General features: G+C 70.6%; 22 protein-coding genes. 15 read left to right on the top strand and 7 right to left on the bottom strand.

Annotated features, from left to right (window positions below):
• Window positions 1–82: 82 nt before the first annotated feature.
• From BN6_RS07975 to BN6_RS07955, 5 genes are all read left to right on the top strand, one after another.
• A complete protein-coding gene (locus BN6_RS07975) occupies window positions 83–481 on the top strand; it encodes a hypothetical protein (protein WP_015099060.1) in 399 nt (132 codons plus the stop codon).
• A 55-nt stretch (window positions 482–536) separates the two neighbouring features.
• Entirely contained in the window at window positions 537–947 is a 411-nt protein-coding gene (locus BN6_RS07970) for a hypothetical protein (RefSeq protein WP_015099059.1), read from the top strand.
• 5 nt (window positions 948–952) lie between these two features.
• Window positions 953–2,008: an anthranilate phosphoribosyltransferase gene (trpD, locus tag BN6_RS07965; RefSeq protein WP_015099058.1), complete on the top strand. Its 1,056-nt coding sequence runs from the start codon at window positions 953–955 to the stop codon at window positions 2,006–2,008.
• Window positions 2,009–2,012: 4 nt separating this feature from the next.
• Window positions 2,013–2,507, top strand: coding sequence for an NUDIX hydrolase (locus BN6_RS07960; protein WP_015099057.1), 495 nt, complete (start codon window positions 2,013–2,015; stop codon window positions 2,505–2,507).
• 88 nt (window positions 2,508–2,595) lie between these two features.
• The gene (locus BN6_RS07955; protein WP_015099056.1) at window positions 2,596–3,270 is read left to right on the top strand and encodes a lysophospholipid acyltransferase family protein; all 675 of its coding nucleotides are present in this window, start codon (window positions 2,596–2,598) and stop codon (window positions 3,268–3,270) included.
• Between the two features lie 86 nt (window positions 3,271–3,356).
• Here BN6_RS07955 and BN6_RS07950 read toward each other — a convergent pair whose 3' ends face one another.
• Window positions 3,357–3,773, bottom strand: a complete 417-nt coding sequence (locus BN6_RS07950) for a cytochrome c oxidase subunit 4 (RefSeq protein ID WP_015099055.1) — start codon at window positions 3,771–3,773, stop codon at window positions 3,357–3,359.
• A gap of 12 nt (window positions 3,774–3,785) precedes the next feature.
• Window positions 3,786–4,739 carry an aa3-type cytochrome oxidase subunit II gene (ctaC, locus tag BN6_RS07945; RefSeq protein ID WP_015099054.1) on the bottom strand — a complete coding sequence of 318 codons (954 nt, stop codon included), beginning with the start codon at window positions 4,737–4,739 and terminating at the stop codon, window positions 3,786–3,788.
• Window positions 4,740–4,931: 192 nt separating this feature from the next.
• Between ctaC and asnB the strand changes: the two genes are divergently transcribed.
• Complete coding sequence (gene asnB, locus BN6_RS07940) at window positions 4,932–6,860, top strand: asparagine synthase (glutamine-hydrolyzing) (RefSeq protein ID WP_015099053.1); 1,929 nt, start codon at window positions 4,932–4,934, stop codon at window positions 6,858–6,860.
• A 40-nt stretch (window positions 6,861–6,900) separates the two neighbouring features.
• Here the strand turns inward: asnB and BN6_RS07935 are convergent, their stop codons facing one another.
• A complete protein-coding gene (locus BN6_RS07935; protein WP_015099052.1) occupies window positions 6,901–7,338 on the bottom strand; it encodes a MerR family transcriptional regulator in 438 nt (145 codons plus the stop codon).
• Between the two features lie 104 nt (window positions 7,339–7,442).
• Here BN6_RS07935 and BN6_RS07930 point away from each other — a divergent pair, with 104 nt between their 5' ends.
• Both BN6_RS07930 and BN6_RS46520 read left to right on the top strand, forming a co-directional pair.
• A complete protein-coding gene (locus tag BN6_RS07930) occupies window positions 7,443–8,627 on the top strand; it encodes an MFS transporter (RefSeq protein ID WP_148302769.1) in 1,185 nt (394 codons plus the stop codon).
• A 77-nt stretch (window positions 8,628–8,704) separates the two neighbouring features.
• The gene (locus tag BN6_RS46520) at window positions 8,705–8,875 is read left to right on the top strand and encodes a hypothetical protein (protein ID WP_015099050.1); all 171 of its coding nucleotides are present in this window, start codon (window positions 8,705–8,707) and stop codon (window positions 8,873–8,875) included.
• Between the two features lie 135 nt (window positions 8,876–9,010).
• Here BN6_RS46520 and BN6_RS07925 read toward each other — a convergent pair whose 3' ends face one another.
• Both BN6_RS07925 and BN6_RS07920 read right to left on the bottom strand, forming a co-directional pair.
• Window positions 9,011–9,391, bottom strand: a complete 381-nt coding sequence (locus BN6_RS07925) for a HesB/IscA family protein (RefSeq protein WP_041312252.1) — start codon at window positions 9,389–9,391, stop codon at window positions 9,011–9,013.
• A gap of 90 nt (window positions 9,392–9,481) precedes the next feature.
• Window positions 9,482–10,504, bottom strand: a complete 1,023-nt coding sequence (locus BN6_RS07920; protein ID WP_015099048.1) for a glycerate kinase family protein — start codon at window positions 10,502–10,504, stop codon at window positions 9,482–9,484.
• Window positions 10,505–10,555: 51 nt separating this feature from the next.
• On the opposite strand from BN6_RS07920, the gene BN6_RS07915 reads away from it, so the two are divergent.
• From BN6_RS07915 to BN6_RS07900, 4 genes are all read left to right on the top strand, one after another.
• Window positions 10,556–11,185 (top strand): DUF3043 domain-containing protein, encoded by a 630-nt coding sequence (locus BN6_RS07915; RefSeq protein WP_015099047.1) that lies wholly within the window; start codon window positions 10,556–10,558, stop codon window positions 11,183–11,185.
• 347 nt (window positions 11,186–11,532) lie between these two features.
• Complete coding sequence (locus BN6_RS07910; RefSeq protein WP_015099046.1) at window positions 11,533–12,279, top strand: DddA-like double-stranded DNA deaminase toxin; 747 nt, start codon at window positions 11,533–11,535, stop codon at window positions 12,277–12,279.
• Window positions 12,267–12,680, top strand: a complete 414-nt coding sequence (locus BN6_RS07905; protein WP_015099045.1) for an Imm1 family immunity protein — start codon at window positions 12,267–12,269, stop codon at window positions 12,678–12,680. The genes BN6_RS07910 and BN6_RS07905 overlap by 13 nt, the downstream gene beginning before the upstream one ends.
• Before the next feature lie 28 nt (window positions 12,681–12,708).
• Window positions 12,709–13,695, top strand: coding sequence for an aldo/keto reductase family protein (locus BN6_RS07900; protein ID WP_015099044.1), 987 nt, complete (start codon window positions 12,709–12,711; stop codon window positions 13,693–13,695).
• A 106-nt stretch (window positions 13,696–13,801) separates the two neighbouring features.
• Here the strand turns inward: BN6_RS07900 and BN6_RS07895 are convergent, their stop codons facing one another.
• Complete coding sequence (locus BN6_RS07895) at window positions 13,802–14,002, bottom strand: hypothetical protein (protein ID WP_015099043.1); 201 nt, start codon at window positions 14,000–14,002, stop codon at window positions 13,802–13,804.
• Between the two features lie 139 nt (window positions 14,003–14,141).
• Here BN6_RS07895 and cobU point away from each other — a divergent pair, with 139 nt between their 5' ends.
• The 3 genes from cobU to cobS are packed head-to-tail and all read left to right on the top strand — an operon-like array spanning window position 14,142 to window position 16,496.
• Window positions 14,142–14,699, top strand: coding sequence for a bifunctional adenosylcobinamide kinase/adenosylcobinamide-phosphate guanylyltransferase (gene cobU / locus BN6_RS07890; RefSeq protein ID WP_015099042.1), 558 nt, complete (start codon window positions 14,142–14,144; stop codon window positions 14,697–14,699).
• The gene (cobT, locus tag BN6_RS07885; protein WP_015099041.1) at window positions 14,696–15,733 is read left to right on the top strand and encodes a nicotinate-nucleotide--dimethylbenzimidazole phosphoribosyltransferase; all 1,038 of its coding nucleotides are present in this window, start codon (window positions 14,696–14,698) and stop codon (window positions 15,731–15,733) included. The genes cobU and cobT overlap by 4 nt, the downstream gene beginning before the upstream one ends.
• A gap of 49 nt (window positions 15,734–15,782) precedes the next feature.
• Entirely contained in the window at window positions 15,783–16,496 is a 714-nt protein-coding gene (gene cobS, locus BN6_RS07880; RefSeq protein ID WP_015099040.1) for an adenosylcobinamide-GDP ribazoletransferase, read from the top strand.
• Between the two features lie 130 nt (window positions 16,497–16,626).
• Here the strand turns inward: cobS and BN6_RS07875 are convergent, their stop codons facing one another.
• The gene (locus tag BN6_RS07875) at window positions 16,627–17,727 is read right to left on the bottom strand and encodes a branched-chain amino acid aminotransferase (protein WP_015099039.1); all 1,101 of its coding nucleotides are present in this window, start codon (window positions 17,725–17,727) and stop codon (window positions 16,627–16,629) included.
• Window positions 17,728–17,785: the final 58 nt, after the last annotated feature.

Here is a 17,785-nt window from a genome sequence, read left to right as displayed (position 1 = left end):
ATTGCTTGCAGGTTTTCGCTCCGCCCATCGGGTCCGGAGCTGTCCGGCAGGTCATCCTGGTCACACAGGCGGTGAGGTGGTCATGGGGTTGTTGCGCCGGTTGCGCGATCGCCGGAGGCGGAGGGGTGGACCACCCCTGGCGGTCGACACGCCGGGCCTGGTGGTCGTCGCCGAGGCCTTCGACTTCGCCGAGGCCGACTCGGCGGTCCTCGCAAGATCAACAAGACTACGCCAGGACGCGCCCGCCGTCCTGCGGCACCACCTGGCACTGCCCCCTGACCAGGTAGAACGCGCGCGGGAACTGCTGGGGCCGGACGGCTGGACGCTCGCCGCCGGCGACCCGGCCCACGCCCTGCGGGTCCAGGTCCTGACCACCCTGTCGTGCGCTCAGGAGCGTTCGCGGATGGCGAGCCTGGCCCAGCGGCTGGGCGGCGACTGGATCGGCTGGGACGCTCTCCAGGTCCCGCAAGGGTCCGCATAGGCGAGCCCGATAGCATCACCCAACCTGGCACCCGACCCGCCGGAGGATCACGCAGATGAGCACGCAGACGACCAGGATCCTGGTGTTCAGCCACCGCCCCGAGGTGCGTGAGACGATCATCACTGCGGTGGGCCGCAGGCCGGCCCCGGACCTGGGCCGGGTGGAGTACCTGGAGCTGGGCACGATCGCCGACGTCCTCTACGAGATGGACGGCGGCAACGTCGACCTGGCCATCCTCGACGGCGAGGCGCAGCCCACCGGTGGCATGGGCCTGTCCCGGCAGCTGAAGAACGAGATCACCGACTGTCCCCCGATCGTGGTGGCGGTCCGCCGCAAGGACGACCGGTGGCTGGCGACGTGGTCGCAGGCGGACGCCGTGCTGGTCCACCCGTTGGACCCGCTGGCCGCCGCCGAGACGGTGGCCGAGGTCCTGCGCTCGACGTCCGTGCCCGTAGTGCGGGGGTGAGCACGATGACGGAGCGCACCTGGCCGTTACTGCTCAACCAGCTCATCGACCGCGTCGACCTGTCCGAGGGCGACACGTCGTGGGCGATGGACCAGATCATGTCCGGCGCGGCCACCCCCGCCCAGGTGGGCGGCTTCGCCGTCGCCCTGAGGGCGAAGGGCGAGACGCCGGAGGAGGTCGACGGCCTGGCGAGCGCGATGCTCAAGCACGCCCGCCGGTTCACCGTCGAGGGGCGCGCGGCGGACATCGTCGGCACCGGCGGCGACAACTCGCACTCGGTGAACATCTCCACCATGGCGGCCATCGTCACGGCGGCGGCGGGTGTCCCGATCGTGAAGCACGGCAACCGCGCGGCCAGCTCCAAGTGCGGCACGGCGGACGTCCTCGAAGCGCTCGGCGTGGCGATCGACCTGCCGCCGGTGGGCGTCCAGGCGACCGTCGCGGAGCTGGGCATCGGCTTCTGCTTCGCCCCGGTCTTCCACCCGGCGTTCCGCTACACCCTGGCCCCCCGCCGCGAGCTGGGCATCCCCACCTCGTTCAACCTGCTGGGCCCCCTGACCAACCCGGCTCTGCCCGAGGTGGGCCTGATCGGCTGCGCCCGCGCCGCCGCCGCCCCCCTGATCGCGGGCGTCTTCGCCCGGCGGGGCAACACGGCGCTGGTCGTGCGCGGTGACGACGGCTTGGACGAGATCACCACCACGACCACCACGACCGTCTGGGTGACCCAGGACGGCGAGGTCCGTGAGACCACCCTCGACCCCGCCACCCTGGGCATCGCTCCCGCGCTGCCCGACGACCTGCGCGGCGGCGACGCGGCGTTCAACGCCGAGGTCGTCCGCGACCTGGTGGGCGGCAAGCCCGGAGCGGTGCGCGACGCCGTGCTGCTCAACGCCGCCGGAGCGATCGCGGCCCACACCGGCCTGAGCGAGGACCTGCACGCGGACGTCGCGGCGGCCCTGGGCCGAGCCGGCGAGGCGATCGACTCCGGCCAGGCCGCCGACCTGCTGCGCAGGTGGGCCGCCCGCTCGACCGAGCTGAAGGAAGACCTGGCCGAGGGCTGACCGGGTGACGAAGCTGCGCCACTCGGTCCGCGCGATCGTCCTGGACGAGGACGATCGCGTCCTCCTCTGCCGCCACGCCATCCCCGGGCCGGCCGGTGCGACGGTGGTATGGGCCGCTCCCGGAGGTGGCGTCGAACCCGGCGAGACGCGGCTCGCGGCCCTGCGCCGCGAGCTGCACGAGGAGGTCGGGCCCGTCGCCTCCGCCGTCGAACCGCTGCCGGTGTGGCGTCAGCAGGTCGTGGGACCGGGGTACGCGGCGGGCTACGACGGGGCGGTCAACGACTACTTCCTCCTGCGGGTCCGGTCGTTCGCACCGCGTGGCGCGATGACCGACCAGGAGTTGGCGGCCGAGCACATCGACGGCCTGCGCTGGTGGTCGTTGCCGGAGATCGCCGGCTACCGCGGCCACGACCTGTTCTCGCCCCGCGACCTGGCCACACCGCTGGCGGCACTGATCGCCGATGGCCCGCCCGCCGTCCCCCGCGCACTCGGGCCCTGACCGGCGAACCCCCGGTCCGCCCCGATCGCGGCTGAGGTTTCAGCCACCTTTTTACTGCCCGGTAACGACGAGGGTGGATGCTGTTCCCATGCTCTACACGGTGATGAAGCGGGTGGTGGCCCCCACCGCGAGACTTCTCTGGCGGCCGAAGGTCGAGGGCCTGGAGAACATCCCGGCGACCGGCCCGGTGATCCTCGCCCCGAACCACCTGTCGTTCATCGACAGCATCGTGATCCCCATGGTCGTCCCCCGCCGGGTGTCGTTCCTGGCGAAGGCCGAGTACTTCGAGGGCACCGGCGTCAAGGGAGCCCTGTCCCGGTACTTCTTCGGCTCGCTGGGCCACGTTCCGGTACGCCGGGGTATCGGGAGGGCCGCCAGGGCGTCGCTGGACACCGCGGCCGGGATCCTGGCCTCCGGCGGCGCGTTCGCGATCTACCCCGAGGGCACCCGCTCGCTGGACGGCAACCTGCACCGCGGCCGCACCGGCGTGGCCAGGATGGCGCTCGAGTCCGGTGCCCCGGTCATCCCGGTGGGCCTGATCGGCACCGACAAGGTCCAGCCGGTGGACGCGAAACTGCCTCGCATCCGCCCGGTGACCATCCGCTTCGGCACGCCGCTGGACTTCTCCCGGTACGCCGGGATGCACGAGTCCCTGCCGGTCCTGCGCTCGGTCACCGACGAGATCGTCTACCGCATCCTGGACCTGTCCGGCCAGGACTACGTGGACCGCTACCAGGCCGGCGCCGGCGACGCGGCCGCCTGACCCCGGCGGCCGCCGCACACCCCGCGAACACCGAAGAGGCCGCCTCCCCCGACCGGAGAGGCGGCCCCGCACAACCCGACGAAACCTCAGTCGTGGTTCGGCCCGGTGTGGTACTCGAACACCAGTCCACCCACCATGACCAGCAGCACCACGATGGCGATCACCAACAGCCACACGTACCAGAACGCCAGCGCCACGGCCGCCAGGGCCGCCGACGCCGCCAGTCCGATCGGCCAGTACGACCCGGGGCTGAAGAAGCCCAGCTCACCGGCACCGTCGGACACCTCGGCCTCGGCGTTGTCCTCCGGCCGGACCTCGATCCGGCGGGCGACGAACCGGAAGTACGTGCCCACGATGAGCGCCAGCCCACCGGTCAGCGCCAGGGCCACCGTCCCGGTCGGCTCCACGTGGCCGGTGTCGGCCCAGGTCCAGTAGCCGTACACCACGGCCACCAGGAACGAGAACGCCATCACCAGGTCGAAAATGCGCGCTTCGATCTTCATCGCAGGTCCCTCCTACCGACCGCCGCCGGACGACGCCTCGCGGGCGGTCCGGTCGGTGTCGAAGGGCTTGGTCGTGACGGCGTAGGGGGTGCACAGCTCGCCGCACTTCATCTCGGTCAGCGCCTCGGCCGCGGTGTGGAACTGCCCCGTCTTCGGGTTCTTCTCCTGGCGCAGCTTCATGTACCGGTCGAAGTCGCCCGGCTCCAGCACGCGGATCTCGAAGTTCATCACCGCGTGGAAGCTGCCGCACAGCTCGGCGCACCGGCCGACCAGCGACCCCGTCCGGTCGATCGGGCTGATCTCGAACGAGCTGTCCTGGTTGTTCTTCTTCGGCATCGGGAACACGTCCCGCTTGAAGTGGAACTCCGGCACGTAGAACGAGTGGATGACGTCCGTGGACTCCAGGTTGAACAGGACCCGCTTGCCCTGGGGCAGCACCATCAGCGGCACTTCACCGGACGAGCCGATGGTGCTCACGACGGGCTCTTTCCCGTCCACGGGTTCCGCGCCCGGGAGCTTGAACTCCGGGTACTTGAACTCCCAGTTCCACTGGAACGCGACCACGTCGACCGTCACGTCCGCGTCACCGGTCTTCTTCGTGACGAAGTTCTGGGTGACCGCGGTGAAGTAGAACAGGACCGCGACGATGATCGTCGGCACGACGATGAGGACGAGCTCCAGCGGCAGGTTGTAGGCCACCTGGCGGGGCAGGTCCTCGCTCTTCTTGCGGTGGAAGGCGACCGACCAGAGGATCAGGCCCCAGACGATCGCACCGACCGCGAGCGCGGCGACGACCGACCAGGTCCACAGCTCCTGCATCCGGTGAGCCTGCTCCGTCACGCCCACGGGCCAGCCGAAGCGCAACACCTCTTCCGTGGAGCAACCCGTGGCCCCGACGCCGACCAGGCCGACCAGCCCGACGACCTTCGCCAGCCGCGCTGCCCTGGTGCCCTCCTTCAGGCCCACTGCTCGCCGCCTCCTCGTTGAAAGCTCGCAGGCGAGGACGGACTTCCTGTCCTCGCCGGATCATGCGGGAGCGTAGCCCAGCCACCACGCGAGCACCCCTCGGGGGCCGCACCCGCACGGTGCAGTTTCGGTCACACAAAGGGGTCCCGGCATACTGGGTACTTCTCCACACCCCACGAAAGGTGCGACGGCGTGTGCGGCCTGGTTGGACTGGTTTGCCCTGGCGAGAACGAAGCGCACCACTCGCGCGCGGCGGTGGCGGCCGCCATGCGCTGCCAGCGCCACCGCGGCCCTGACGAGACGGGCACCTGGCAGGGCGGCGAGGTCGTCTTCGGCTTCAACCGCCTGGCCATCATCGACATCGAGCACTCGCACCAGCCGTTGCACTGGGGGCCGCCGGAACTGCCCGGCCGGTACACCATCAACTTCAACGGCGAGATCTACAACTACCTGGAGCTGCGCGCCGAGCTGACCAAGCAGTTCGGCGCGGTGTTCGCCACCGACGGCGACACCGAGACGATCGTGGCGGCCTACCACTACTGGGGGCCCGCCGCCGTCGGCAAGCTGCGAGGGATGTTCGCGTTCCTCATCTGGGACTCCGAGCACAAGGTCGTCTTCGGCGCGCGCGACCCGTTCGGCATCAAGCCGCTGTACTTCGCCTCCGGTCCCGGCGGTGTGGCGTTCTCCAGCGAGAAGAAGTCCGTGCTGGAGCTCGCGCCCACCCTCGGCATCCGCCCGGAGCTGGACCGCAAGGCCCTCCAGCACTACCTGATCCTGCAGTACGTGCCCGAGCCGGAGTCGCTGCACGGCCAGGTCCACCGGGTCGAGTCCGGCACGTCGTTCACCGTCCAGCCCGGCGGCCAGGTGGTCGCGGAGCGCTACTTCCCGGCCACCTTCCGGCCGCGCGCGGTGCACGGCGCGGCGGACGAGAACCGCCTGTACGACGAGATCACCGCCGCGCTGCGCGACTCGGTCGCCAAGCACATGCGGGCGGACGTCACCGTCGGCTCGTTCCTGTCCGGCGGCATCGACTCGACCGTGGTCGCGGCGCTGGCCAAGGAGCACAACCCGGACCTGATCACCTTCACCACCGGTTTCGAGCGCTCCGGCTACTCCGAGATCGACGTGGCGGCCGAGTCCGCCGCCGCGATCGGGGTCAAGCACGTGGTCCGGGCGGTGACCGCGCAGGAGATGATGGACGCGCTGCCGCTGATCACCTGGTACCTGGACGACCCGGTGGCCGACCCGGCGCTGGTGCCGCTGTGGTTCATCGCCCGCGAGGCACGCGAGCACGTGAAGGTCGTGCTGTCCGGCGAGGGCGCGGACGAGCTGTTCGGCGGCTACACGATCTACCGCGAGCCGCTGTCGCTGGCGCCGTTCGAGAAGGTGCCCGGCGCGCTGCGCAAGGCCATGGGCCGGGTGTCGACCAAGATCCCGCAGGGCGTGCGCGGCAAGGACCTGCTGCGGCGGGGCGCGCTGACCCTGGAGGAGCGCTACTACGGCAACGCCCGGATCTTCCTGGACGACCAGCTGCGCCAGGTCCTGCGCACCTACGACCCGAACGTGTCGCACCAGGACGTGACCGCGAAGCCGTACCGCGAGTCCCAGCAGTGGGACCCGGTGACCCGGATGCAGCACGTCGACCTGTTCACCTGGCTGCGCGGCGACATCCTGGTCAAGGCCGACAAGATGACGATGGCCAACTCGCTGGAGCTGCGGGTGCCGTTCCTGGACCCCGAGGTCTTCAAGATCGCCTCCCAGATCCCCTCGGAGCTCAAGCTCACCAAGGAGACGACCAAGCACGCCCTGCGCCGGGCGATCCGCGACATCGTCCCCGCGCACGTCCTCAACCGCCGCAAGCTGGGCTTCCCGGTGCCGATCCGGCACTGGCTGAAGGACGAGATGCACGACTGGGCGGTCGACATCGTCCGCCAGTCGCAGACCGACCAGTACATCGACAAGACCGCGGTGCTGCGCGTCATCGAGGAGCACCGCTCCGGCGTGGCCGACAACAGCCGCCGGATCTGGGCCCTGATCGTGTTCATGCTCTGGCACGGCATCTTCATCGAGGGCCGCATCCGCCCGGTCGTCCCCGAGCCGCACTACCCCGTCAAGCTCTAGTCACACCCCCGAGAGCCCCCGGCGACCCCGGGGGCTCTCGTCACCCCCCGGCGGCAACCCGGGCTTCCGCGCACGGCCCGTCATGCGCGGCACGCCTGGCTTCCATGATCAGCCCGACATCCGACACCAGCCGGGCCAGGTGGGTCTTGCTGCGCTCCAGCGACTCGATCCGCTGCTCCACCGCCGAGAGCTCGTCGCTCAGCATCTCCAGCAACGGCACGCAGCCCGCCTCGTCGTCCGGCAGTTCGATCTGCTGCCCGAAGGCGTGCGCCAGCACCAACCGCACCAACCGCACGTTCAGGCCGGACGCGATCAGGCAGCGCACGCTGCGCACACGCTCCACATCGGACTCGTCGTACACGCGGTACCGGGACTCCGTGCGCTGGGGCTGCAACAACCCGTGCTGGTCGTAGTAGCGCAGCATCCGCACAGTCGCCCCGGTCCGCTCGCTCAACTCGCCGATCAGCACCCCGGCCACCCCCGTCAACCCGTTTTATCGACGTATTCCCACGTCAGGGCAAAAGAGCCCTCGGTCACGCAATCCTTGACCCTGACGTCAGTGTCACACTTTACCGTCGTCCCGTGATCGCACTCGTGCTGATGTTGTGCGCGTTCGCCGTCGGAACCTCCGAGTTCATCGTCGTCGGCGTGCTGCCCGAGGTCGCCGCGGACCTCGACGTGACCCTGCCCACCGCGGGCCTGCTGGTCACCGCCTACGCGGTGTCCGTCGCGGTCGGCGGTCCAGTCCTCACCGTCCTGACCGGCCGCCTGCCGCGCCGGTCCCTGCTGATCGCCGTCATGGTGCTCGCGCTGCTGGCCGCCTCGGCCTGCGCCCTGGCCGGCGACTACACCACCCTGATGGCCGCCCGCATGGTCGCGGCGCTGTCCCAGGGCCTGTTCTTCGCGGTCGCCTCCCAGGTCGCGGTGGCCGCCGTGCCGCCGGAGAAGCAGACCGCCGCCATCGCCAAGGTGGTCAACGGCGTGGCGCTGTCCACCATCCTCGGCATCCCGGTCGGCACGCTCGTCGGCCAGAACTACGGCTGGCGGGCGTCGTTCGCCCTGGTCGCAGCCCTGACCCTGATCGGCCTGATCGGCGTCGCCCTGGGTGCCCCGAAGGTCGAGCACGAGCCGGACGCGGGCGTGCGCGCCAGCCTGTTCGCGTTCGGCAAGCGCACCGTCCTGCTGGGCCTGCTGACGACGATCCTGTCGTTCACCGGCATGATCACCGCGTTCACCTACGTGGCGCCCGCGCTGCGCGACGTCACGGGCTTCAGCCCGGCCTGGGTGACCGGCGTCCTGCTGGTCTACGGCCTGGGGACGATGGTCGGCAGCACGATCGCCGGCCGCGTCCGGCCGGGGTCCATCGCCAAGGTCCTGCCGATCCCGCTGATCGGCCTCACCGTGCTCCTGCTGGCCCAGGGCTTCCTGCTGGAGACCAAGGTGACGGCCGTGATCGCGGTGTTCGTGCTCGGCGCGGCGGCCTTCGCCTCGGGTCCGCTGCTGCACACGTTCCTGATGGGCCAGGCGGGTTCGGCGGCGGGCCTGGTCGCCTCGGTGAACATCTCGGCGTTCAACGTGGCGGCGGCGCTGGGCCCGATGATCGGCGGAGCCGTCATCGCCGGCGGCTTCGGCTTCCAGTGGATCGCCGCCGTCGGCGCGGTCCCGACCCTCCTGGGCGTGCTCGTGGCCCTGGTCATCTCCCGACTGGTGCGCCGGGGAGCCGCACCCGCCACCGAGCCGAACGCAACCACCTACGCACACGCGTGACCAGCGACAACCCCTACCGGGCGGCTACCGCCCGGTAGGGCTGTCCGCACGGCCGAAGTCCGCCTAACGTCGGCCGGGTGAGGAACACTGAAGCGGACACGCTGGACGAACTGATCGACGACTGCACCGCCATGCCGGCGGAACTGCGCGGCCGGGCCGACACCCTCCCCGAGCCCCGCCCCGCCACCCCGTGGCAGGTCACCGACGACTGCGTGGCCCAGGTAGCCGGTCTCGACACCTACGTCTGACCCCCGGCCCACCTCGGCAACCGCCCAGCCCCACCCCGAGCAATGCGAACGGCCCCCACCGAAGCGGGGGCCGTTCGCATGTCGAGCACTGTCACGGACCCGACGATCACACAGTCCGCAGCTGTCCGTCGCGACTCAGTGGAAGGAGTCACCGCAGGCGCACGAACCGCCCGCGTTCGGGTTGTCGATCGTGAAGCCCTGCTTCTCGATCGTGTCCACGAAGTCGATCACCGCGCCCTCGACGTACGGAGCGCTCATCCGGTCCACCGCGACCTTGAGACCGCCGAAGTCGCGCAGCGCGTCACCGTCGAGCGTGCGCTCGTCGAAGAACAGCTGGTAGCGCAGACCCGCGCAACCACCGGGCTGGACGGCGATGCGCAGGTGCATGTCGTCGCGGCCCTCCTGGTCGAGCAGCGCCTTTGCCTTCACGGCCGCCGAGTCGGTCAGCGTCACGCCGTGGGTGGGCGGTGCGTCAGGAGTCGGGGTGACTGCGTCCTGGTCCTGAGCGGTCGTCATAGCTCTCCCTCGGAGGTCCTTTGCGGGCATCTGTTCCCTGGAAACACGGGCGGCACCCGCTTTGTTCCTTACCTCATGGTCGCACAGTCGTCAGGGACGGGAGTGTGACCACTGCCTCGCCACGTCCGCGGCGAGTGCCGTCAAGGTGCCGGCCGGGTCGGCCATGGACTTCTCCACGGACCCGGCGTGCTCGGTGACCGAGTACGACTCCTGCACTCCGGCCGCACCCGCCTCACGGCGTCCCACACTCACCTGACCAGCCAGTACAACGCAGGGAATCCCGCGCTCGGCGGCCCCACCGGCCACCGCCGTGATCAACTTCCCGCGCAACGACTGCCAGTCGAAACTGCCTTCGCCCGTCACCGCGAGGTCCGCACCGTCCAACGCCGGGTCCAGCCGGGTCAGCGACCGGACCAGCCCGGCCCCCGACACCACCGAGGCCCCCAGCGCCAGCAGCGCCGCACCCAGCCCACCGGCGGCCCCCGCCCCCGGCAGGTCCCGCACCGGCTCCAGCACGTCCATCGCCGCCAGCCGGTCCTCCAACCGCGCCACCACCCACGCGGACGCCCCCTTCTGCGGCCCGAACGTCGCCGCCGCCCCGTGCGGCCCCAGCAACGGGTTCTCCACATCAGAGGCCGCAACCACACGAGCGGACACCGACGACACCACGGACAGCAATCCAGCGCCACCATCCGTGGTCGCCGATCCGCCCAACCCCACCACGATCGTGTGACACCCAAGCCCGTCCGCCGCCGCCACCAACTCCCCCACCCCACGGGTGGTGGCGGACTCCACGGACGCGGCCCGCTCGTTCACCGGGACCAGGTGCAGCCCGCAGGCCTGCGCCGACTCGACGTAGGCGGTCCCGTCGTCGGCAACGAGCCATCGGGCTTCGACGGCTTCCCCCCGTGGCCCGGACACCACCGACGAGTGCAGCACCCCGCCCAGTGCACCGTGCAGGACATCGACGAACCCAGGCCCGCCGTCGGCCAACGGCCGCAGCAGCAGTTCGTCACCGGGAGCAGCCGACCGCCACCCGCGCCCGATCGCCTCGGCGGCTTCCCGAGCGGTCAAGGTCCCACCGAAGCAGTCCGGAGCAACAACAACGCGCACCTCGCGAAGGGTACGTAACCCCCCACGACGCCCATCTCCTACTCTTGCCGGGTGAGGTTCCTGCGCCGCAACGCCGACGAAGCCGCCCCGACCGCCGAAGACACCCCGGCGGAGGTGACGCCCGTCGACCCCGCGCGCACTCCGGCGAAGGGCAAGCCGACCCCCAAACGCCGGGAGGCGGAGAGCAAGCGCCGCGGCCCGGTCCCGCCGCCGCCCCGCACGCAGCGCGAGGCGCTCAAGCGGATGCGCGGCAACAAGCAGAGCAAGGAAGAACGCCGAGCCGCCTCGGTCGAACGCCGTCAGCGCATGATGGCCGGCGAGGACAAGTACCTGCTCCCCCGCGACCGCGGGCCGGTCAAGGCGTACATCCGCGACATCGTCGACTCCCGCCGCAACCTCATGGGCCTGTTCATGCCCCTGGCGATCCTCGTCTTCGTCGCCCTCCTGGTCCCGCAGCCCCAGGTGCAGCAGTACGCGACCCTGCTCACGACCTTCATGCTCCTCGCCATGGTCGTGGAAGGCGTGGTCCTGGGCCGCATGGTCGCCAAGCGCGTCAGGGCCAAGTTCCCGGACAACACCACCCGCGGCCTCTCGATCGGCTGGTACTCGTTCATCCGAGCCAGCCAGCTACGCCGCCTGCGCGTCCCCAAGCCCCGAGTGACCTACGGCGCAAAGGTCTAAAGCCCCACACACACGCACCACCCAACCGCACCCCCCACATCCACCTGCCGCGTCGTGTCATCCCCGTATGGCCCGCGCGCCAGCGAACCGCGCTTGGGCAGTGAGGGCAAGCACGCCCTTCGCTTGCCCTCACTGCCCAAGGGTGGTTGTCTCCGACCGGGCCATACGGGGATGACACGACACCCACCGCACCACCGCCGTCATCCTTGGCGGCTCGCCCGTCCGGCGAGGACGCTTTTCAAGCTTTCCCGCACCACTGGCTCACCCACGGCTCGCAGGTCGAGGAGGACCAGGCCACCGCCTGGCGTCCGGTGGCCACGGCCTGAACACCGAGGAACGGGCGCGCCGTGCCGTCACTGGGAGAGGTCGGAGCGACGCTCCACCAGGTCGTAGACACGACCACCAGGGCACAGGCATCGCTTTCGCAGGCCGCAGACCTCGCCGCCGAAGCCGCCGACATGATCGAGATCGCCGGTGCCGGCAGTAATCAGGCAGACGTGCTGATCACCTCCGCAGCGTTCCGAGAGGTCGCATACGACGCGGACCAGGCCGTCGGCCGAGATTTGGATGCGGCGCTACAGACGGTCTACCGAATCATCAAGTCCCTTGGGGTAGTCGTCCCCGCCAAGCCCCTCTTGGAGCCGACGCCGAGTAGCACCCCCACGTCACCTCCCCTCACCGACGAAGAACGAATCGCCGAGATCCGGCGGGAATTGCCCGAACCACGGCGACCGGCCGCAGGGACGAAGACGAACGGGCGGTGGTTCACCGCGCGAGGACCGGTCAGGGCACAGGTCAGCGGGGACGGGCCAGATGCACGGATGGTCCATGACGCCCTGCGTGAAGAGGGCTACCCGCACTCGGGAGCACCGATCGTCACGACCCACGTGGAGATGAAGATTGCCGGCCAGATGCGCCGCGATGGAATCCGCGAAGCAACCCTGGTGATCGACAACGTACCCTGTGCCAAGCTACTCGGTTGTGAGAATCTCATCGGTGTCGTACTCCCCGCCGGCTATTCGCTGACGGTCCACGGCACGGGCGGGTACCGGCGCACCTTCAAAGGAGGGCAGAAGCCACCGTGGCGACGCTGAAAGCGATCTTCGATCGAGAAACCGGCGCGCGCCCGGTCCTGATCCACACCCTGGTCGAGTTGGACGCTTTTGTGGAGCGGGTGCGGACGCTCGCGGTTGCGCAGGAGTGCCCTGCCGTCGCCGAGATCTCCCACGCCGACAACCCCTGGGGTCACGCCATCCTGGAAGTCGGCATCGGGAAGGAACGCGGCTTCGTTCGGGAGAACTCGACGCCGATGCGTGCCACTGGGACCACCACCGAGGTCGCCGACCCCATCGTGTACGACGACCAGGGAACCGGGGTCGACATACCGGCTGGTCAGGAGGTGCCCCTGGACGTGGTGCGCCGGGTGCTCGCGGCGTTCCTCGCCCACGACGCCCGCATCCCGGAGGACTCCCCCGACCTGCACGTCCTTAGCTAGACGAAGGACTCCGTACTACGCTGAAGGTATGGAGTTCCGACGTCTCGGCCGCAGCGGCCTGAACATCAGTGAGATCTCGTACGGCAACTGGCTCACCCACGGCTCGCAGGTCGAGGAGGACCAGGCCACCGCCTGCGTCCGCGCCGCGCTCGACGCCGGCATCACCACCTACGACACCGCCGACGTCTACGCCAACACCAAGGCCGAAGCGGTCCTCGGCCGTGCGCTGAAGGGCGAGCGCCGCGAGTCCCTGGAGATCTTCACGAAGGTCTTCTGGCCGACCGGCCCCGGTGGCCCCAACGACAAGGGTCTGGGTCGCAAGCACATCGCCGAGTCGATCAACGGCTCCCTCCAGCGGCTCCAGACCGACTACGTCGACCTCTACCAGGCGCACCGCTTCGACCGCACGGTCCCGCTGGAAGAGACCATGCAGGCGTTCGCGGACATCGTGCGCCAGGGCAAGGCGCTCTACATCGGCGTCTCCGAGTGGAACGCCGAGCAGATCGCGCGGGGCGCCGCCCTCGCCCGTGAGCTGAACGTCCCGTTCATCTCGAACCAGCCCCAGTACTCCATGCTGTGGCGGATCATCGAGTCCCAGGTCGTCCCGACCTCGGAGCAAGAGGGCATCTCCCAGATCGTCTGGTCGCCGATCGCGCAGGGCGTGCTCACCGGCAAGTACCTGCCCGGTCAGCCCGTTCCGGCCGGCTCCCGCGCCACCGACGAGAACGGCTCGAAGTTCGTCGCGCGCTTCCTCGACGACGACGTGCTCACCAGGGTCCAGAAGCTGAAGCCGATCGCCGACGAGGCGGGCCTGAGCCTCGCCCAGCTCGCCGTCGCGTGGGTGCTCCAGAACCCGAACGTGGCGTCCGCGATCATCGGCGCGTCCCGCCCGGAGCAGGTCACCGAGAACGTCAAGGCCGCCGGCGTGAAGCTCGACGCCGAACTCCTGCAGAAGATCGACGACGTCCTCGACGGCGTCGTGGAGACCGACCCACGCCTCACCGTCACCCCGTGACGTGACCCGAAGGCCCCCGCACTCGCGGGGGCCTTCTTCAGCCTCGCCAAACACCCTGCGAAACACCTCACCGGCACCACCCGAGCCTCGCGAAACACCTACCGGCTCACTCCGCAGGGGACAGCGACATCGGGCCGTACACCTCGGACTCGCTGCGCAGCAGGGTCACCTGGGCGATCCCCGTCGAAGCCAGCGACTCCCACGAGGCGCTGAACCACTCCTCGGCCTCGCCCTGGTCCGCGAACGCCACGGCGGGCCCGTCGATCTCCCGGCCCTGCTCGTCCTGGTACCGCCAGCGGTACTCCACGACGGCCTCCCCACGATGTCCTCGGAGGCGACGTTCGTCCGCCGAACCGACGTCGTCGGCGTCGTCGCCTTCCAGATGATGTATTCCAGGTAACGTTGCCTGGTCAGGCTATGTCTTCCCAACCCGGATGGAGTGCGGTGTGACGCGTCGGACACTGGTTCTGGGCGGCGCGCGATCAGGCAAGTCGGCCCACGCCGAGGGCCTGGTCTCGGACGAGGTCGTCACGTACGTGGCCACCGCCCGCCGCTACCCCGACGACGCGGACTGGGAGCTGCGCATCGCCCAGCACGTGGCGCGCCGGCCCACGACCTGGCACACCGTCGAGGCCCCCGCCCCGAACGACCTGACCGCCCTGCTCACCGCCACCGCCGAGAGCGACCCGCCGATCCTGGTGGACGACGTGGCCACGTGGCTGGCCGGCGCGCTGGACGACGCCGGCGCGTGGGAGGGCCACGGCATCGGCGAGGTGGAGCGGCAGTGCGGCGCGCTGGTCGACGCGGTGTCCCAGACCCGGGCCCGGCTGATCCTGGTGTCGGCGGAAGTCGGGCTGGGCGTTGTGCCGAGCACGCATTCTGGCAGGCTCTTCCGCGATCACCTCGGTTCGCTCAACGCGCGGCTGGCCGAGGTCTGCGACGAGGTGCTGCTGGTCGTCGCCGGAATCCCACTGCGACTGCGCGAAGCCGGAGGTAGTCGGTGACCATCGAGTTCCCGCCCGTGGAGCCGCCGAACGAGGACGCCCGCCGCGAGGCCGTGGCCCGGCACGGGGTGCTGACCAAGCCCGCCGGGTCGCTGGGCAAGCTGGAGGAGCTGGGCGTCTGGGTGGCCGCGTGCCAGGGCGTGTGCCCGCCGCGCCCGTTCACCCGGCCCCGGGTGATCGTCTTCGCCGGCGACCACGGCGTGGCCCAGCACGGCGTGTCCGCGTACCCCAGCGAGGTCACCGGCCAGATGGTGGCGAACTTCCTGGCCGGCGGCGCGGCGGTGAACGTGCTGGCCACGGTCGCCGGCGCGACCGTCCGGGTGGTCGACGTGTCGGTCGACTCCGACACCTCCGTCGGCGACTCCAAGGTCCGCCGCGGCTCGGGTTCCATCGACCGCGAGGACGCGCTGACCCGCGCGGAGGCCGAGCAGGCGATCGAACTCGGCCGCAAGCTGGTCGACGACGAGGTCGACGGCGGCGCGGACGTCCTGATCGCGGGCGACATGGGGATCGGCAACACCACCCCGTCGGCCGTGCTGATCGCCGCCCTCACCGGGTCCGAGCCGGTGGCCGTCGTCGGCCGCGGCACGGGCGTGGACGACCGGGGCTGGATGCGCAAGACCGCCGCCATCCGGGACGCGCTGCGCCGGGCCCGCCCGGTGATCAGCGACCCCGTGCAGCTGCTCGCCACCTCCTCCGGCGCGGACATCGCCGCGATGGCGGGCTTCCTCGCGCAGGCCGCCGTCCGCCGCACCCCGGTGATCCTGGACGGCGTCGTCGTGGGTGCCGCGGCGATCGTCGCCGAGGAACTGGCCCCCGGTGCCCGCGAGTGGTGGGTGGCCGGGCACAAGTCCGCCGAGCCCGCGCACGCCTTGGCGCTCAACCACCTCAGCCTGGAGCCGCTGCTCGACTTCGACCTGCGCCTGGGCGAGGGGTCCGGCGCGGTCGCCGCGTTCCCGCTGGTCGCGATGGCGACGAAGGTGCTCGCCGAGATGGCGACCTTCGACGGCGCAGGCGTCTCCGGACCCGCCTGATACCCACCATCGCCCTCCCCTCACCCCCACACCCTTCCGGGACCGCCTGATGCGCCTGGCCCTGTCCTGGCTGACCGTGCTCCCCGTCCACGTCTCCACCGTGGACGCGCGGTCGGCCAGGCGCGCCATCACTTCCGCACCGCTCGTCGGCACGCTGCTGGGCCTGTTCACGGCTGCGGCGCTCTACGGGTTGTCCCACACCAACGCCCCACCGCTGCTGGCCGGCTTCCTCGTGGTCGGCGGGTTGGCGCTGGCGACCCGCGGCATGCACCTCGACGGCCTGGCCGACACCGCCGACGGCCTGGGCTGCTACGGCCCTCCGGAACGCGCTCTGGAAGTCATGCGACAGGGCGGCGCGGGCCCGTTCGCGGTGGTCGCTCTGATCGTCGTCCTGGGCGGTCAAGCGGCAGCTCTGCCCGCGGTCTCGTGGACCGCGGTGGTACTCGCCCTCACCACAGGCCGAGCCGCGTTCGTCCTCTGCTGCCTGCAAGGCGTCCCCGCCGCACGCCCCGAAGGGCTGGGCGCGCTGGTGGCCGGCACCCAGTCGAGGGCAGTCGCCATCACGTGGTGGCTGGTGCTCACCGCAGCGGGCTACTTCGTGCACCCGTGGCACGGCCCGGCAGCCGTCGTGCTCGCCGGCGCGCTCGTCCTCCTGCTGGTCCGGCACACCCGCCGCAGGTTCGGCGGCATCACCGGCGACGTTCTCGGCGCGGCATGCGAAACGGCGAGCCTCACCGTGCTCGCCGTCTGCTCCCTCGCTTGACCTGCCTCGCTCGGCTCTCCAGCCAAACCCAAACCCCAGCCAAACCCGAACCCAACCAAGCCCGAATCCAGCCAAACCCGAACCCGGGCGAGCCCGAATCCCCAGGCCCGCCCGACGCCCGTCGACCAGCTCAGCCCAGCGGGGTCATCCACCCGTGCGGGTCCTCGACCAGCCCCTGCTGGATCCCCGTCAGCCGCTCCCGCAGCTTCAGCGTCACCTCACCGGTGGCCCCGCCCGACACGCTGAACTCACCGCCCGCGTGCTTGACGTGCCCGACCGGCGTGATCACCGCCGCCGTGCCGCAGGCGAAGACCTCGGTCAGCTCGCCGGACTCGGCCTTCTTCTCCCACTCCTCGGTGGAGATCCGCCGCTCCTCGACCCCGTAGCCGAAGTCGGCGGCGAGCCGCAGCAGCGAGTCCCGGGTGATGCCGGGCAGCAGCGCGCCGGACAGCTCGGGCGTGACGACCCGCGCGTCGGCACCGGAGCCGAGGACGAAGAACAGGTTCATCCCGCCCATCTCCTCGACCCACCGCCGTTCCACCGCGTCGAGCCACACGACCTGGTCGCAGCCCTGCTCGGCGGCCTGGGCCTGGGCCACCAGCGACGCCGCGTAGTTGCCCGCGAACTTGGCCGCGCCGGTGCCGCCCGGCGACGCGCGCACGTACTCGGCGGACAGCCACACCGTCACCGGCTTGAGGCCGCCCGCGAAGTACGACCCGGCGGGCGAGGCGATGAGCACGTAGACGTACTCGGACGCGGGCCGCACACCGAGGCCCTTCTCCGACGAGTACATGAACGGCCGCAGGTACAGCGACTCCTCGGCGGCCGAGGGCACCCACCGGCCGTCCACGGCGAGCAGCTCGCGGACCGAGTCGAGGAACAGCTCGTCCGGCAGCTCCGGCATGGCGATCCGACGCGCGGAGGCGCGGAAGCGCTCGGCGTTCGCCTCCGGGCGGAAGGACGCGATCGATCCGTCGGGCCGGCGGTACGCCTTGAGCCCTTCGAAGATGGCCTGGCCGTAGTGCAGCACCATTGCCGCCGGGTCCAGCTCCAGCGAGTGGTAGGGCTCGACTGCGGCGTCGTGCCAGCCCTGTTCGCGGTTCCAGCGGATCGTCACCATGTGGTCGGTGAAGTGCTGCCCGAAGCCCGGCTTGGCGAGTACCTCCGCGACCCGCTCCGGGGTGGCCGGCTGGGTGTTGGGGGTCCGGGTGAAAGGCAACGCGGTCGTCATGACAGCACACTAGCTCCCGGTGCGACTTCGGAAAATCGCTGTCCCGACGCTCGGACGT

Source organism: Saccharothrix espanaensis DSM 44229, from assembly GCF_000328705.1.
Lineage (GTDB): Bacteria > Actinomycetota > Actinomycetes > Mycobacteriales > Pseudonocardiaceae > Actinosynnema > Actinosynnema espanaense.
Note: the sequence above shows the minus strand (reverse complement) of the source record. Positions and strands in the feature narration are given on the sequence as shown.